Annotated in this window: 14 protein-coding genes; 5 read left to right on the forward strand and 9 right to left on the reverse strand. The window is 74.1% G+C overall.

Going from position 1 to position 16,073, the window contains the following annotated elements; genetic code table 11:
* Positions 1-242 precede the first annotated feature (242 nt).
* Both murJ and ACI8AG_RS03665 read left to right on the forward strand, forming a co-directional pair.
* Positions 243-1,781 carry a murein biosynthesis integral membrane protein MurJ gene (murJ, locus tag ACI8AG_RS03660; protein ID WP_456595956.1) on the forward strand — a complete coding sequence of 513 codons (1,539 nt, stop codon included), beginning with the start codon at positions 243-245 and terminating at the stop codon, positions 1,779-1,781.
* 81 nt (positions 1,782-1,862) lie between these two features.
* On the forward strand, positions 1,863-3,005 hold the full coding sequence (locus tag ACI8AG_RS03665) for an ATP-grasp domain-containing protein (RefSeq protein WP_456595957.1): 1,143 nt from the start codon (positions 1,863-1,865) through the stop codon (positions 3,003-3,005).
* A 14-nt stretch (positions 3,006-3,019) separates the two neighbouring features.
* On the opposite strand, the gene ngg is transcribed toward ACI8AG_RS03665, so the two are convergent.
* From ngg to ACI8AG_RS03695, 6 genes are all read right to left on the reverse strand, one after another.
* Positions 3,020-4,780 (reverse strand): N-acetylglutaminylglutamine synthetase, encoded by a 1,761-nt coding sequence (gene ngg / locus ACI8AG_RS03670; protein WP_456590144.1) that lies wholly within the window; start codon positions 4,778-4,780, stop codon positions 3,020-3,022.
* Positions 4,781-4,791: 11 nt separating this feature from the next.
* The gene (locus ACI8AG_RS03675; RefSeq protein WP_456590143.1) at positions 4,792-6,576 is read right to left on the reverse strand and encodes an N-acetylglutaminylglutamine amidotransferase; all 1,785 of its coding nucleotides are present in this window, start codon (positions 6,574-6,576) and stop codon (positions 4,792-4,794) included.
* A 240-nt stretch (positions 6,577-6,816) separates the two neighbouring features.
* Positions 6,817-7,575: an iron ABC transporter ATP-binding protein gene (locus ACI8AG_RS03680; protein WP_456589659.1), complete on the reverse strand. Its 759-nt coding sequence runs from the start codon at positions 7,573-7,575 to the stop codon at positions 6,817-6,819.
* A 13-nt stretch (positions 7,576-7,588) separates the two neighbouring features.
* Entirely contained in the window at positions 7,589-8,584 is a 996-nt protein-coding gene (locus tag ACI8AG_RS03685; protein WP_456595958.1) for an iron chelate uptake ABC transporter family permease subunit, read from the reverse strand.
* Positions 8,581-9,615, reverse strand: a complete 1,035-nt coding sequence (locus tag ACI8AG_RS03690; protein ID WP_456595959.1) for an ABC transporter permease — start codon at positions 9,613-9,615, stop codon at positions 8,581-8,583. Before ACI8AG_RS03690 ends, ACI8AG_RS03685 begins: the two co-directional genes overlap by 4 nt.
* A gap of 10 nt (positions 9,616-9,625) precedes the next feature.
* Entirely contained in the window at positions 9,626-10,582 is a 957-nt protein-coding gene (locus tag ACI8AG_RS03695) for a siderophore ABC transporter substrate-binding protein (RefSeq protein ID WP_456595960.1), read from the reverse strand.
* Between the two features lie 176 nt (positions 10,583-10,758).
* Here ACI8AG_RS03695 and ACI8AG_RS03700 point away from each other — a divergent pair, with 176 nt between their 5' ends.
* Positions 10,759-11,121, forward strand: a complete 363-nt coding sequence (locus tag ACI8AG_RS03700) for a hypothetical protein (protein ID WP_456595961.1) — start codon at positions 10,759-10,761, stop codon at positions 11,119-11,121.
* A complete protein-coding gene (locus ACI8AG_RS03705) occupies positions 11,114-11,548 on the forward strand; it encodes a hypothetical protein (protein WP_456595962.1) in 435 nt (144 codons plus the stop codon). Before ACI8AG_RS03700 ends, ACI8AG_RS03705 begins: the two co-directional genes overlap by 8 nt.
* Positions 11,549-11,597: 49 nt before the next feature.
* Here the strand turns inward: ACI8AG_RS03705 and ACI8AG_RS03710 are convergent, their stop codons facing one another.
* Positions 11,598-12,113 carry a flavin reductase family protein gene (locus ACI8AG_RS03710; protein WP_456595963.1) on the reverse strand — a complete coding sequence of 172 codons (516 nt, stop codon included), beginning with the start codon at positions 12,111-12,113 and terminating at the stop codon, positions 11,598-11,600.
* Positions 12,113-13,048: a hydroxymethylglutaryl-CoA lyase gene (locus ACI8AG_RS03715; protein WP_456595964.1), complete on the reverse strand. Its 936-nt coding sequence runs from the start codon at positions 13,046-13,048 to the stop codon at positions 12,113-12,115. The genes ACI8AG_RS03710 and ACI8AG_RS03715 overlap by 1 nt, the downstream gene beginning before the upstream one ends.
* Positions 13,049-13,203: 155 nt before the next feature.
* On the opposite strand from ACI8AG_RS03715, the gene ACI8AG_RS03720 reads away from it, so the two are divergent.
* Positions 13,204-14,109: a GGDEF domain-containing protein gene (locus ACI8AG_RS03720; protein ID WP_456595965.1), complete on the forward strand. Its 906-nt coding sequence runs from the start codon at positions 13,204-13,206 to the stop codon at positions 14,107-14,109.
* A gap of 36 nt (positions 14,110-14,145) precedes the next feature.
* Here ACI8AG_RS03720 and ACI8AG_RS03725 read toward each other — a convergent pair whose 3' ends face one another.
* On the reverse strand, positions 14,146-15,873 hold the full coding sequence (locus ACI8AG_RS03725; RefSeq protein WP_456595966.1) for a glycerol-3-phosphate dehydrogenase/oxidase: 1,728 nt from the start codon (positions 15,871-15,873) through the stop codon (positions 14,146-14,148).
* Positions 15,874-16,073: the final 200 nt, after the last annotated feature.

Genomic DNA, 16,073 nt, shown 5'->3' on the forward strand with positions numbered 1-16,073 from the left:
ACCCCCCCCCAAGACGCCGACCCCCCCCCCCCCCCCCCCCCCCCCCCCGCCCCCCCCCCCCCCCCCCCCCCCCCCCCCCCCCCCCCCCCCCCGGCGATCAGGTCACCTGATCACCGATGAGGTCGAGGGTGGCGGCGGGTCCGGTGCAGCCCCGGCCCGGTCGACCGTCATGATCGGACCCCGTGACGCGTGACGGGGGACCCCCATCCGGGGACGCCCGGCGCGGGCCCCGGCGCGGGGGAGTGGCACGCGCGGCGACGCTCCTGATCTCCCTCACCGCCGTCAGCCAGCTCCTCGGGTTCGTCCGGGACGCCGTCATCGCCGCCGTCTTCGGTGCCGGCGCGGCGCTCGACGCCTACCTCGTCGCCCAGGGCGTCATGAACCTGGTGCTCGCGCTGGTCGCCGGCGCGCTGGCGCGGGCAGTGGTGCCCCCCGTCGCCCGTGCGGTGGCCGCGGACGACGGCCCGCGGGCCGATCGCACGGTGCGCACGGTGCTGACCCTCGGCACGCTGGTGCTCGTCGCCGGTTCGGTGCTGATGTTCCTGGCCGCCGAGCAGGTGGTCGCGGTGCTGGCCCCCGGCTTCGACGAGGCGACAGCAGCGCTGACCGTCGAGCTCACCCGCATCGTGCTCGTCGCCGCCGTCTTCATCGCCGCCACGGACATCCTCGCGGCCGCCTGCCAGGCCCACGGCCGCTTCTTCGCCTCCGGGCTGCAGGGCGTCCCCTTCAACCTCGTCATGATCGGCGCGGCGCTCTGGGCGGGCGCGCGTTTCGGGATCGAGGCGCTCGCGGTCGGCTTCGTCGTCGGCTCCGCCGTCCGCATGCTCGTCCAGCTCCCTGCCGTCCGCGCCGCCGGCATGCGGCTGCGGCCCCGGCTGGCCCTGCGCGATCCGGACGTCCGCGAGGTCCTCCGGCTGACCCCGCCCCTGCTGGTCGGCAGCGCGGTCCTCAACGTCAACACGCTCGTGGACCGGGCCGTCGGCTCGGCGCAGGGGGAGGGCGTCATCACCGCGCTGAGCCTCGGCTTCCGCGTGATCCACCTCGTCGACGCGCTGCTCGTCGCGACGGTCGTGGCCGCGCTGTACCCGACGTTCAGCGCCGTGGGCGCACCCGACCGCCGGGCCGACCTGCGCGCCCTCGTGGACCGCACGTCACGGCTGCTCGTCGCCCTGCTGGTCCCCGTGGTCGCCGCGCTGGTCGTGCTGGCCCGGCCGGTCGTCCAGTTCCTGTACGGCCGGGGCGACTTCGACCAGGCCGCGGTGACGGCGACGGCCACCGCCGTCGCCTTCTCGGCCGCGGCGGTCCTCGGCATCGCGCTCCGGTCCACCACCGCTCGGGCCAGCCTGGCGGTCGGGGACAGCCGGACCCCCACGGTCGTCGCCGTGGCCGCCATGGTCGTCAACGTCGTCGGCGACCTCACCCTGGGGGTCGCCTTCGGCATCGCGGGCCTGGCGGCGTCGACGAGCCTGTCCCTGCTGCTGGCGGCGGCGCTCGCCGTGGCCCTCCTCGCGCGCCGGCACGCCGCTGTCACCCCGCGGGCACTGGTGGGGACGGTCGCGCGCACCTCCGCGGCGGCAGCCGCCGGGGGGCTCGCCGCCACGGCCGTGCTCTCGGGGTGGGCGGGCGAGCCGGCGGACACGCTGACCGCGGCCGGTCAGATCGTCTCGGGAGGCCTCGTGGGGGCCGCCGTCTACGCCGCCGCCCTGGCCGCGTTGCGCGGGCCGGAGCTGGGCGAGCTGCGCGACCTCGCACGCCGCCGTCTGCGGCGCCCGGTCTCCTGAGCCGCCCACCGACCTCCCCCGTGCGGGCGGGCGGGACGGGGCACCCACCCGCAGCCCGACCCGACCTCATAGGGTTGCGCGATGCCTTCTGCCGGTCGCGCGCTCGTGCTCACGTCGAGCCGGGACCGCGGGGCGCTGGCGGCCGTCCGCGCGCTCGACCGGGCCGGCTGGCACGTCGGCGTCGGGTCGCCCGACGCGGGTGGCATGGTCGCCGCCTCCCGCTCCAGCCGGCGGACCCACCACGTACCCCGCCCGCGCGGGCACATGGACGACTTCGTGGCGGCGGTCCGGCGCGCCGTCGCCGGGGGCGGGTACGACGTCGTCTTCGGCAGCGGCGATGACTGGATGGCGGCCCTGGCGGTCAGCGCGGGATCGGTGCCCGCAGTGGTCGTCCACCCGCCGGCCGAGGTCGCCCTGGCCGCGCTCGACAAGGCCGAGCTGGCGCAGCGCGCCACCGACGCGGGGCTGCCCTCCCCCCGCACGGAGCTGGCGACCCCGGCCGCGCTCGCCGGCTGGACCGGACCGGTCGTGGTGAAGTGCCGCGCCCACTGGCAGCCGGGTCTGCGGCAGCGGCTGCGCATCGAGGCGCGCCGCTACCCCGATGTCGAGCAGGCACGGCCCCGGGTCCGGCTCCTGCAGGACGCGGGCTTCGAGGCGCTGCTGCAGGAACCCGTCGACGGGGAGCTGGAGGCGCTGGTCGGGCTGCTGCACGAGGGCCGGCTCCACGGGCGCGTTCAGCAACGCGCGCTGCGGCTGTGGCCGACGCCGAGCGGGGTCACCAGCCGCGCCGTCACCGTGCCGGTCGACGAGGAGCTCGCCGCCGGTGCGACCCGGCTGCTGACCGGGCTGGGCTGGTCGGGGCTCGTGCAGCTGCAGTTCCTGCGCGACGATGACGGTGGCCTGCGGCTGATCGACCTCAACGGCCGGTTCTTCGGGTCGATGGCCCTGTCGACCGCGGCCGGGCCCAACCTCCCGGACGCCTGGGCACGGCAGGCGCTCGGGCTGCCGCTGCCGCCGCTGCCCGACGGGACCGCCGGGGTGCGCTACCTCTGGACGGCGGGCGACTTGCGGCGGGCCGCGGCCGAGCGCCGGGGTGGACTGCTCGCCGACGGCGCCTCGGTCCTGCGCTGGTTCCCGGGCGCCGTCTCCAGCGTCTGGGACGCCCGCGACCCGGGGCCGACCCTGGCCCTCGCCGCCGAGCGCGTGCGGCGGCGCCGGGTCTGATCCCGGCCCGGGCGTCAGCCGCGGCGGCGGGTCTCCGGGAAGAGCAGGTCGACGAAGCGCTCCGCGGTCGGCTGGGGCTCGTGGTTGGCCAGCCCCGGCCGTTCGTTGGCCTCGATGAACACGTAGTCGGGCCCGCCGACGTCGGGCACGAGGAAGTCGATCCCCGTCACCGGGATGTCCAGCGCCGTGGCGGCGCGCACCGCGGCATCGGCGATCTCCGGGTGCAGCCGGTCGGTGACGTCCTCGATCGTGCCCCCGGTGTGCAGGTTCGCCGTCCGCCGCACCTGGATCCGCTCGCCGTTGCGCGGGACGTCGTCCATGTCGTAGCCGGCCGCGGCGATGACCTCGACGGTGGTGTCGTCCAGCGGGATCCGTGACTCGCCACCGGTCGCCCGCTCCCGGCGGCGGCTGGTGGAGCGGACCAGGTCGGCGACGGTGCTCCGGCCGTCGCCGATGATCTCCGCGGGCCGCCGGACCGCGGCCGCGACCACCTCCCGGTCGATGACGACCACCCGCAGGTCCTGGCCGGGCACCAGCTCCTCCACGAGGACGTCGGGGCAGAACTGGGCCGCGTGGTGGACGGCGCGCTGCAGGGCGGCGTCCCCCTTGACCCCGACGGTGATGCCCTTGCCCTGCTCTCCCCGCGCGGGCTTGACGACGACGGCGTCCACCTCGCGCAGCAGGGCGGAGGCGGCCGCCAGGTCCTCCGCGGTGGCGCGGGCGCCCCGGGCCACCCGGACCCCCGCCCGCTCCATGATGCGGCGGGTGACGCGCTTGTCGTCGCAGCGGCTCATCGCGACCGCGGTGGTGAACTCCGAGAGCGACTCGCGGGTGAGCACGGTCCGGCCACCGACCGACAGCCGCATCTCGCCCCACTCGGCGTCGGTGACCTCCACCCGGATGCCCCGGCGCAGCGCCTCCTCGGCGATGATCAGCGCGTAGGGGTTCAGGTTCTCCAGGCCGGGCGGCCGGGCGGCGAACAGCGGCGTGTTGATCGGGTTCTTCCGCTTGACGCAGACCGCCGACACCCGGGTGAACCCGAGCTTGCGGTACAGCGCGATGGCGCCGCTGTTGTCGTGCATGACGGAGAGGTCGAGGTAGGAACGGCCACGGCCGACGTAGCGCTCGGCGAGCACCCGCACCAGCGCCTCACCCGTCCCGGGCGGGGCGTCCTGGTTGTGCACGGCCAGGCACCACAGGCTGGTGCCGCCCTCGGGGTCGTCGAAGGCCAGGACGTGGTCGACCCCGGTGACCGTGCCGACGATGGCGCCCGTCCGCCGGTCCTCGGCCACCAGGTACGTGAAGCAGCGCGTGCGGTGGTTGCGCCACATGACGTCGGCGTCGCCCACGACCATGCCGTTGAGCGCGTAGATCTCGTTGATCCGGTCCATGTCCGCGCGCGAGGTCGCGGTGCGGACGAACACCCCCCGGATCAGCTCGTGCCGCGCCCGGTAGCGGTGCAGGTCCAGCCGGTAGGTGTAGCTCGGGTCGATGAACAGCTCGTCGGGTGCGAGCCCCACCAGCACGTGCGGGTCCCGAGGGTAGATGCAGATGTCGCGCTCGCCGGTCTCCTCGGCGCGCAGCGCGTCGACGATGCCCTCCAGGTCGGAGAAGGTCTGGCCGTAGACCAGCCGCCCCCACCCCATGTCGAGCACGACGTCGGATTGCATGCCCTGCAGCTGGTGCTCCGACGGCTCCCGCCACGAGTGGTCGGTCAGCGCGGGCGTGCTGGCCACCGCAGTCCGGCGTCGGTGGCCGGCGAGCCGGGGTGCCATGGTCATCTCCCTCAGACCGAGTGCGTCTGCAGCCACAGCTCCAGCAGGCCCAGCTGCCAGAGCTTGTTCCCGCGCAACGGCGTCAGCTCGCCGTTCGGGTCGGCGAGCAGCTCCCGCACGTACTCGGGACGGAACAGCCCGCGGTCCCGGGCCGCATCGCTGGAGAGGGCGTCCCGCACCAGGTCCAGCACCTTGCCCTGCAGGTGGGTGATCGCGGGCACGGGGAAGTAGCCCTTGGGCCGGTCGATGACCTCCGGCGGGATGATGCGCCGTCCGATGGCCTTGAGGATGCCCTTGCCGCCGTCGGCCAGCTTCAGCTCCGGCGGGCAGAGGGCCGCGAGCTCCACGAGGTCGTGGTCGAGGAACGGCACCCGGGCCTCCAGGCCCCAGGCCATGGACATGTTGTCCACCCGCTTCACCGGGTCGTCGACGAGCATGACCTCGCTGTCCAGCCGCAGCGCGGCGTCGACGGCCGTCTCGGCCCCGGGCGCGGACATGTGCTCGCGCACGAAGGCCAGGCTCGGGTCCTGGTCGAGCGCGTACCGGCCGGAGACCACGTGCCGCATCTGCGCGTGGTCGCGGTCGAAGAAGGCCTTCGCGTAGGTGCGCACCGCCTCGTCGCGGTCCACGCCGGCCAGCGGCGGGTACCAGTGGTAACCGGCGAAGACCTCGTCGGCACCCTGGCCCGACTGCACCACCCGGATCGACTGGCTGACCCGTTCCGAGAGGAGGTCGAAGGCGACGACGTCGTGGCTGACCATCGGCTCGGCCATGGCACCGATGGCGTGCCCGAGCGAGCCGGCCAGTTCGTCGGAGCCGACGCGGATGCGGTGGTGATCGGTGGCGAAGCGCTCGGCGATGACGTCGGAGTACTGGAACTCGTCGCCCTCGCGGCCACCGACGGACTCGAAGCCGATGGAGTAGGTGGCCAGCCCGGTCTGGCCCTCCTGGGCCAGCAGGCCGACGATCAGGCTCGAGTCCAGCCCGCCGGAGAGCAGCACGCCGACCGGGATGTCCGCGACCAGGCGGCGCCGGACGGCGACCCGCAGCGCCTCCTCGATCGCGTCCTCCCAGTCGCGAGCGGACCAGTTCGCGTGCTCGGGACGGCGCTCGTAGGTGGCCTCCCAGTAGCGGTGCTCGCGGCTGGTGCCGTCGGGCTCGATGACCCGGACGGTGGCCGGCGGCAGCTTGCGCACGCCGTTGAGGATCGTCCGGGGCGCGGGGACCACGGCGTGCCAGGTCAGGTAGTGGTGCAGGGCGACCGGGTCGACGGAGGTGTCGACCTCACCGGCGCGCAGCAGGGCCGGGAGGGTGGAGGCGAACCGCAGCCGCTTGCCCGGCGTCTCGGAGAGGTACAGGGGCTTGATGCCCAGCCGGTCGCGCGCCATGACCACCCGGCCGGTGTCCCGCTCGGCGATGACGAAGGCGAACATGCCGTGCAGGTGCGAGACGACGTCGGTGCCCCAGTGGTGGTAGCCCTTGAGGATCACCTCGGTGTCGCTGTGCGAGAAGAACCGGTAGCCGTGGCCCTCGAGCTCGGCCCGCAGCTCCTGGTAGTCGTAGATGCAGCCGTTGAAGACCGCGGTCAGGCCCAGCTCGTTGTCGACCATCGGCTGGGACCCGCAGGTGGTGAGGTCGATGACCGAGAGCCGGCGGTGCCCGAAGGTGATCCGCCCGTTGCTCCAGAAGCCCTGGCCGTCCGGACCGCGGGGGACCAGGGACTCGACCATGCGGGTGACCGCTGTCGTGTCGGCCATCGAACCGTCGAACGTGATCTCGCCACTGAGGCCGCACATGCAAGATGATCTAACCCCTCTCGGCGGCAATCCGCTCGTCGAGATTCCCCCGGGCGGGGCGGTCGTGGCGCACCTCACGCGCGGTTCCACGTGGAACGACGAAGCAGGGGCCGCCGTCCCGACCCGCCGCATCCTGGCTCACCTGACGGGGTCCTGGCTCACCGTCCACCGTGAGCCAGGACCCCGGACGATCAGGTCACCTGATCAACAGCGGGGGCGGCGATCCCGGCGACGGTGGGCTCAACTCCACGGGACCGCGACCCGCCGCCCACCGAGGTCGTGGACGTCCACCTCGACGTCGAACACCTTCCGCAGCAGCTCCGGGGTCATCAGCTCGGCGGTGGGCCCGGCGGCGACGAGGTGGCCGTCGCGCATCGCGACGATGCGATCGGAGTAGGCCGAGGCGACGTTCACGTCGTGCACCACGAGGACGACGGTGCGGCCCAGCTCGTCGGCCATGCCCCGGAGCATCCGCATCATCTGGACGGCGTGCCGCATGTCCAGGTTGTTCAGCGGCTCGTCGAGCAGCACGTAGTCGGTGCCCTGGCACATCACCATCGCGACGTACGCGCGCTGGCGCTGCCCACCGGAGAGCTGGTCCAGGTGCCGATCGGCCAACGGGCCGAGCTCGAACCAGTCCAGCGCCTCGTCGATGCGCGCGCGGTCCTCGGCGGTCAGCCGCCCACCCGAGTGCGGGAAGCGGCCGAAGGCCACGAGCTCGCGGACGGTCAGCCGCACGGTCATCGAGTTCTCCTGGCGCAGCACCGCCAGCCGGCGGGCCAGCACCGGACCCGGCGTCCGGGCGACGTCCATGCCGTCGACGAGCACCCGGCCGCTGTCGGGGGGCAGCAGCCGCGCCGCGACCGACAGCAGCGTCGACTTGCCCGCGCCGTTGGCGCCGATCAGCGAGGTGATGCCGCCGGCGGGGACGGTCAGCGAGACGTCGTCGACCACACGGGTGCCGCCGTAGGACTTGCAGACGCTCTCGATCTCGATCACTGGCCGTGCTCCCTCACTGACGGGGCTCCCGGACGAGGAGGGCGATGAAGACGATCCCGCCCACGAAGTTGATGACGATGCTCAGCGCCGAGTTGAAACCGAACACCCGCTCGAGCACCAGCTGGCCGCCCACCAGGGCGAGCACCGCGAGCAGCGCCGCCCCGGGCAGCACCCAGGCGTGCCGGTGGGTGCCCAGCAGCTGGCGGGCGAGGTTCGCCACGAGCAGCCCCAGGAACGTCACCGGGCCGACGAGCGCCGTGGCGACGCCCACGAGCACCGCCACCGCCAGCAGCGCCCGGTTGACCACCCGCCGGTGCTCGACGCCCAGGCCGATCGCGGTGTCCCGGCCGAGCGCGACGACGTCCAGCCGGGGGAGCAGCCGCCACACCGCGACCGTGACCAGCCCGACGACCACCGCCGACAGCGTCAGCAGCCGCACGTCGACGGAGTTGAAGCTGGCGAACATCAGGTCCTGCAGCGTGAGGAACTCGTTGGGGTCGATGAGCCGGGAGACCAGCAGCGTGAGGCTGAGGAAGAGGCCGCCGAGCACCACGCCGAGCAGCACCAGGACGTACACGTCGCGCGCGGTGCGCCCGAACAGGAGGCGGTAGAGGCCCGCGCCGAAGGCGACCAGCACGACGACCTCGACCAGGAACCGCAGCCGCGGGTCGGTCGAGGTGACCGTCGAGGCGCCGAGCAGGAAGACGCCGAGGGTCTGGATCAGCACGAAGAGCCGGTCGAACCCCATGATCTCGGGGGTGAGGATCCGGTTGTTCGCGACCGTCTGGAACAGCACGGTCGACACCGCGATCGCCACCCCGACCACGACCATCGCCGCGACCCGCCGGCCGCGCATCTGCAGCGCGAAGCTCCAGGACCCGCTCACCCCGACGGTCAGGAAGGCGGCGACGGCGACGACGGCGAGCACCGCCAGCACGACCAGCGTGCGACGCCGGCGGGTCGCCTGCTGCGCCGCGGTCGGTGACCCGGTGCGGTCCAGGACGCTCACGAGACCCCCCGGCTGCGCGCCCGCAGCAGCAGCGCGATGAACAGCACCCCGCCGATGACCCCGCCGACCATGCCGACGGGGACCTCGTAGGGGTAGCGGATGATCCGGCCGAGGACGTCGCAGACCAGCACGAAGGCCGCTCCCGTCAGGGCCGTCACCGGCAGCACGCGGCGCAGGTTGTCCCCCATCGCCAGCGTGACGATGTTGGGGACGACGAGGCCCAGGAACGGGATGTTGCCCACGGTCACCACCACGATGGCGGTCACCACCGAGGCGATGGCCAGCCCGGTCGTGACCACCTTCGTGTACGAGACGCCCAGGTTGATCGCGAAGTTCTCGCCCATGCCGGCCGCGGAGAACCGGTCGGCGAAGAGGTAGGCCACCACGGTCGCGGCCAGCACCAGGTACAGCAGCTCGTAGCGGCCCGACAGCACGCCGGAGAAGTCGCCGTTCATCCAGGCGTCGATGGACTGCAGCAGGTCGAACCGGTACGCGAGGAAGGCCGCGGCGGCGCTGACCACGCCACCGAGCAGGATGCCGACGAGCGGCACCACGAGGATGTCGGTGAGCACCATGCGGCGCAGCAGCCAGACGAAGAAGAAGGTGCCGGCCAGCGAGAACACCGTCGCGATCGTCATCTTGCCGAGCAGCGAGGCGCCGCCGAACCACAGCGTGGCGACGACCAGCCCCAGCCCCACCCACTCGGTGGTGCCGGCGGTCTGCGGCGAGACGAACCGGTTGCGGGTCAGCGACATCATGACCAGGCCCGCCACCGCCGTCGCCGAGCCGGCCAGCAGGATCGCCAGCAGCCGGGGCACCCGGCTGGTGAGGAACACCCGCACCTGCGCCTCGTCGGGGTCGAGGAGGTCCAGCGGCGTGAGGTCGCTGACCCCGATGAACAGCGAGCCGAACGAGGCGGCGGCCAGCAGCAGGAGCGCCACCGCGATGTGCCACCGTTGCACGCCGCGGCGGCGCCGCACCGCCCCGGAGGAGGCAGGTGCGGCGCCGCGCGGAGAGAGCGTGCCGGTCATGCTCGTCGCGTCACTCGACGCTGGCCGCGATCTCCTCGACCATCGCCTCCACCGACGGCAGCCCGTTCGGCGTGAGGTACCAGTCGGTCGAGTCGAGGTAGTAGACGGCGTCGTCCTGCCACGCCGTCGTGCTGCGGACCAGGTCGTTGTCCAGCACCTGCTCGGCCGCCTCGCCGGCCTCGCCGATGGCGGCGTCCCGGTCGATGACGTAGAGGATGTCCGGGTTGGTCTCGGCGATGAACTCGAAGGAGATCGCGTCACCGTGGGTGGCGTCGCTGACGTTCGCGTCGGCCGGGGCCACGCCCAGGACGTCGTGGATCAGCCCACCGAACCGCGAGCCGGGGCCGTAGGCGCTGACCTCGCCGGCGGTGGTGAGGACGATCAGGCCCGTGCCCGCGCCCTCGGCCGCCTCGGCGACCTCGGCCGTCCGCGCGTCGAGCGCCTCGAGGCGCTCGGCCACCGCGTCCTCCTCGCCGAAGACCTCGGCGAGGGCGGTGGTGCGCTCGGTGAAGGACTCCAGGAAGTTCGTGTTGTCCACGCTGAGATCGATGGTCGGCGCGATCTGCTCGAGCTCGGGGTACACCGCGGCCGACCGGCCACCGACGATGATCAGGTCGGGCTCGAGGGCGTTGACGGCCTCGTAGTCGGGCTCGAACAGCGAGCCGACCTTCGCGTACTCGTCGCCCCCGTACTGGCTCAGGGACTCGGGGTAGGCGGCCTCCGGCACGCCGTCGACCTCGACGCCGAGGCTGTCCAGCGTGGCCAGGCTGCCCAGGTCGAACACCACGACCGTCTCGGGGTCGACCGGCACGGTGGTCTCGCCCTGCGCGTGGGTGACCGTGACCTCGGCGGAGCCCCCGGTCGACGCGGTCTCGGCCTCGGTGTCGTCGCCGCCGCAGGCCGACAGCGCCAGGACGGCGGAGAGGGGCAGGGCGAGGGCGGCGAGCGGCCGGGCGCTGGTACGCATGGGTCTCCGATCACGACAAAGGTCAGGCACGCCTTAGTTAGGCGGGCCTAAGGTGTCATACCGGTCCCGGATAGTCACCAGCGGGGGGCACACGGGCCCCCGATCCCGGGGTACGGACGGCCCGGCGGGAGGATGAACCCCGTGCCGGCACCCGATCTCTCCCGCGGAGGGCTGCGGTGACGCCCGTCCTCGTCGTCGCCGCCACCGTCGTCGCCGTGGTCGTGGTCGTGCTGGGACTCGCTTCCAGCGCCGCCGGCCGGCGGATCGGCGTCCTGCACCTGGCCGGGGCGGGCCTGCTGGAGGCGCTGCTCGTGGTGCAGGCCGTGCTCGCGTTCGCGCGGATGGAGGACGGCACGCCTGCCGACACCCCGACGTTCCTGGGCTACCTGTTCGGCGTGCTGCTCATCCCCGTCGCCGGCGTGCTGTGGGCACAGGCGGAGCGCACCCGCTGGGCGGGCACCGTCCTGGCGGTCGCGGCGGCCGCCGTCGCCGTCATGCTCTGGCGCCTGCTGCAGCTGTGGGAGGCCACCGGTGCGTGAGCGCGGGCTCGGCCGCCCCGCGGAGCCGGCCGCGACGGGGACCACCGCCGGACCGGCGCGCGTGCTGGTGCTGGTCTACGGGATCTTCGCCCTCGCGGCCGGGGCCCGCGCCGGCGTGCAGCTGGCCACCCGGTTCGACGAGGCTCCCCTGGCGTACCTGCTGTCGGCGTTCGCGGCGGCGGTCTACGTGGTGGCCACCGTGGGCCTGGCCCGCGGGGGGCGCGGCGGCCGACGGACCGCGCTGGCCGCCATCGTCGTCGAGCTGGTCGGCGTCCTGGTCGTGGGCACCCTGTCGGTGGCCGACCCAGCGGCCTTCCCCGACGAGACGGTGTGGTCCGGCTACGGCCGGGGCTACGGCTACGTGCCGCTCGTGCTGCCCGTCCTCGGGCTGGCGCTGCTGGCGCGGCGCCGACGGCCGGCCCGGTGACCGGCGGGTCGGCTCGGAGGTCACCGCCGAGCCGGCACGGGAACCGCGGTCAGTCCCCGTCGCTGCGCAGCAGGCCGTAGGCGCCACGGTGGAAGAGCAGCGGACGGCGGTCGGGCGCCGCACCCAGGTCGAGCACCCGGGCGACGGCGATCGTGTGGTCGCCGCCGTCGTACTCGGCCCACAGCTCCCCGTCGATCCAGGCCACGACGTCGTCGAGCACCGGCGAGCCCTGCGGGCTGGGCGTCCACGGGACCCCGGCGAACTTGTCGGCGCTGGACCGGGCGAAGTTCTGCGAGACGGCGTCCTGCCCCTCGGCCAGCACGTTCACGCAGAACCGGCCGATCTCCCGCAGCCGGGCCCAGGTGCGCGAGGTGCGGGCCGGGGCGAGGGCAACGAGCGGCGGGTCCAGTGACAGCGAGCTGAACGACTGGCAGGTGAAGCCGATCGGCCCGTCGGGGGTGTCCGCGGTGACCACGGTGACCCCGGAGGCGAAGTGCCCGAGCACGTCCCGCATCACCCGGGGATCGACGATCCGCGGCGGCTCGGAGACCGCGTCGGCCGGCATCAGCGGGCTCCGCCGGAGCGCGGGACCGACCGGCCGCCGGCGCGGTACAGCGAGCTCGGCAGCTCGTGGCCCACGGCCTGCTCGGTGACCCGGGCAGCGTCCAGCAGCGCGTCGAGGTCCAGGCCGGTGCGCACCCCGGACTCCTCCAGCATGTAGACCAGCTCCTCGGTCGCGATGTTGCCGCTGGCGCCCGGGGCGAACGGGCAGCCGCCCAGCCCGCCGACCGACGCGTCCAGCTGGGTGACCCCGGCCTGCACGGCGGCCAGCGCGTTGGCCTGGCCGGTACCCCGGGTGTCGTGGAAGTGCACGCCGACGGGGACGCCCGGGCAGGCCCGGCGGACCGCGTCGAGGAGGGTGACCACCCGCAGCGGCGTCGTCGTCCCGATGGTGTCACCGAGGCAGAGCTGGTCGGCGCCGGCGGTGACGGCGGCGCGGGCGACGTCGACAGTGCGGGCCACGGGGGTGCGGCCGTCGAACGGGCAGTCCCAGGCGGTGGCGATGATGACCTCGAGCGAGCCACCGGCGCCATGGGCCAGCGCGGCGATCTCGCCCACCGCGGCGACGGCCTCGGCGGTGCCGCGCCCGGCGTTGGCGCGGCTGTGGCCGTCGGAGGCCGAGACGACGTACTCGAGGTCGGCGACGCCGGCGTCCACCGCCCGGACGGCACCGCGCGGGTTGGCGACCAGGGCCGACCAGTGCACCTCCGGCCACCGCGCCAGCTCGGCGGCGACCTGATCGGCGTCGGCGAGCGCGGGCACGGCCTTCGGGGACACGAACGACGTCGCCTCGATCCGGCGGACGCCGGTGGCGACCAGCGCCTCCAGCATCGCCAGCTTGCCGGCCAGCGGCACGGGTGCCTCCAGCTGCAGCCCGTCGCGCATGCCCACCTCGCGGACGTCGACCGAGCTGGGCAGCACCAGGTCGAACTCGTTCATCTGCGTCTCCTCGGCACCGGCAACGTTGTCCCCCCGCATCCTCCCCCTCCGCCCTGTCGTTCCCCCGATCAGGCGTCTCGGAACGGCGACAGGCGGCCCGGCCAGCGAACCGTCGTCCCCGTCGCGCAAGATGGAGGTGGCACTGGAGGTGTGCAGTGGGCGAGGTGGCGGACGCGCTGCCCCCGGCGGATCGGCGGAGTGTCTTCGCCAACGCGCCGATGGGGATCGCCTTGACGACCCCTGGCGGCCTCCTCGTCGACGTCAACCCCGCACTGGCGGAGATGGTCGGCCGCTCCGCCGAGGAGCTGCACGGGCGCTCGGTGATGGACCTGATCCACCCCGACGCCGTCGCGGCTGCTCAGGAGGCGCACGGCGTCCTCACCGCCGAGCCCGGCCGAGCGATGCGGCACGAGACCCGGCTCACCCGGGCCGACGGCTCGCACATCCCGGTGCAGATCACCGCGTCCTGGGTGCCCGAGACGCCCGACGGGCAGGCGGCGCACCTGGTCCTGATCGTGGAAGACATCACCGAGCGCAAGGCGCTCGAGGCGCAGCTGGTGCACCGCTCGCTGCACGACCCCCTCACCGGCCTGCCCAACCGGCTGCTCTTCCAGGACCGGCTGCGGCACGCGCTCGACCGGGGCCGTCGCGAGAAGACCCCCACCTGCGTGCTGATCATCGACCTCGACGGCTTCAAGGCGATCAACGACGAGCTCGGCCACCCGATGGGTGACCTGGTCCTCGTCTCCTTCGCCGACCGGCTCCGCTCGGTCCTGCGGGCCAGCGACACCGCGGCCCGCCTGGGCGGGGACGAGTTCAGCATCGTCTGCGAGAACACCGAGCGCCGCGACGCCGAGGCCCTGGCCGACCGGCTGCGCACCACGGTCACCGAGCCGCTCGACCTCGACGGCACCCGGGTGCCCGTGGGGATCAGCATCGGCATCGGCACGGCCAGGGGCGGCGAGGAGCCGGAAGAGGTCTACGAGCGGGTCGTGCGGGCCGCCGACGACGACATGTACGCCGACAAGGCGCGCCGCCGCCGGGCCGGCCGCCGCCGCTGACCCGCCTCCGCGGAGCAGGGCCGCGGCGGGCTGCGGTCAGCCGAGGGCGCGGCCCACCGCGATGGCGCGGGTGTCCGGCGCGGCCACCCGGGCAGCGTCGGCCTCCTGGTCGCCCAGTTCGGTCTGCGAGCGGCGCTCGGCCTCCACCCGTGCGGTGTAGCTGGCCACCTCGTTGGCGATCCGCTGCTCGTCCCAGCCCAGCACGTCGGCGACCGCGCGGGCGACCGGCTCGGCGCACACCACACCGCGGTGGGCGGTCTCGATGGAGATGCGCGTCCGGCGGGCCAGCAGGTCGTCCAGGTGCAGCGCCGCCTCGTGCGCGGCCGCCCACACCATCTCGACCATGAGGTACTCCTCGGCCCCGGGCACCGGGTCCAGCAGCTCGGGTCGCCCCTCGGCCAGCGCGAGGACGTCGGGGGTCAGGGACCCGAACCGCTTCAGCAGGTGCTCGGCGCGGAACCGGGGGATGTCCCACCGCCGGGAGAGGCCGTCGAGGGAGTTCAGCATCGCCGCGTACCCCTCGGCGCCCACCAGGGGGATGTTCTCCGTGACGCTCGGGGGCACGGTGCGGCTCACGTCCACGGCCACGGCGTCCACCGCGTCCGCGGCCATCGGGCGGTACGTCGTGTACTTGCCGCCGGCCACGGCGATCACGCCGGGCATCGGGCGGGCGACGGCGTGCTCGCGGGAGAGCTGGCTGGTCGACTCGCTCTCGCCGGACAGCAACGGGCGCAGGCCGGCGTAGACGCCGGTGATGTCGTCGTGGGTGATCGGCACCGCCAGCACCTCGTTGACCCGCTCGAGGATGTAGTCGATGTCGGCCTTGCTGGCCGCCGGGTGCGCCTTGTCCAGCGCCCAGTCGGTGTCGGTCGTCCCGATGATCCAGTGGCTGCCCCAGGGGATGACGAAGAGCACCGACTTCTCCGTGCGCAGGATCAGCCCGGTCTCCCCGTTGATCCGGTCGCGGGGGACGACGACGTGCACGCCCTTGCTGGCCCGCACGTGGAACCGCCCGCGCCCGCCGACCAGCGTCTGGATGTCGTCGGTCCACACGCCGGTGGCGTTGACCACCACCTCGCTCCGGACGTCGACCTCCCGGCCGGTCTCCACGTCCCGCACCCGGGCCCCCACGACCCGGCCGCCGGCGTGGGCGAAGGAGACCACCTCGGCGGAGTTCAGCACGGTGGCCCCGTACGCCCCCGCGGTGCGGGCCACGGTGAGCGTGTGCCGGGCGTCGTCGGCCTGGGCGTCGAAGTAGCGGATGGCGCCGACGAGGTAGTCCGGCTTGAGCGCCGGGAACAGCCGCCGGGCGCCGGTGCGGGTGAGGTGCTTCTGCGCCGGCATCGGGTCGGCGAGCGCGCCGAGCCGGGCCAGCCCGTCGTAGAGGGTCAGCCCCGCCGCGACGTAGGGCCGCTCCCAGTGGTGGGTCAGCGGGTACAGGAAGGGCACCGGCCGGACCAGGTGCGGGGCGAGCCGGTTGACCGACAGGTCACGCTCGTGCAACGCCTCCCGGACCAGGCCGAAGTCGAGCTGTTCCAGGTAGCGCAGACCCCCGTGGAACAGCTTCGAGGAGCGGGAGGAGGTGCCGCTGGCGAAGTCGCGGGCCTCGACCAGGGCCGTGCGCAGACCGCGGGTGGCGGCGTCCAGCGCCACCCCGGCCCCGGTCACCCCGCCGCCGACGACGAGGACCTCGAAGCCCTCCTCCGCGAGCTCGGCCCAGGCCTGGGCGCGCTGCTCCGGCCCGAGCGGGCGTACTGCCGTCATCTGCACTCCCCGGGGGATGCCCGCCCACCGGACGGGAACGCGCTGGGGAGGTGCCCGGGGCACCGGTGCACCTCCGTGTCACTGCTCTCCGCCGCGGGGCAGGCGTCCTCCGCCACCCCCGGCTACCGGCCACGGTAGGTCGACCCCGGACGCCCGTCGACGTGCGGCGTCCTACATCGTCGCACCGGAAGAGGGAACGA

The organism is Blastococcus sp. SYSU DS0552 (assembly GCF_054050815.1).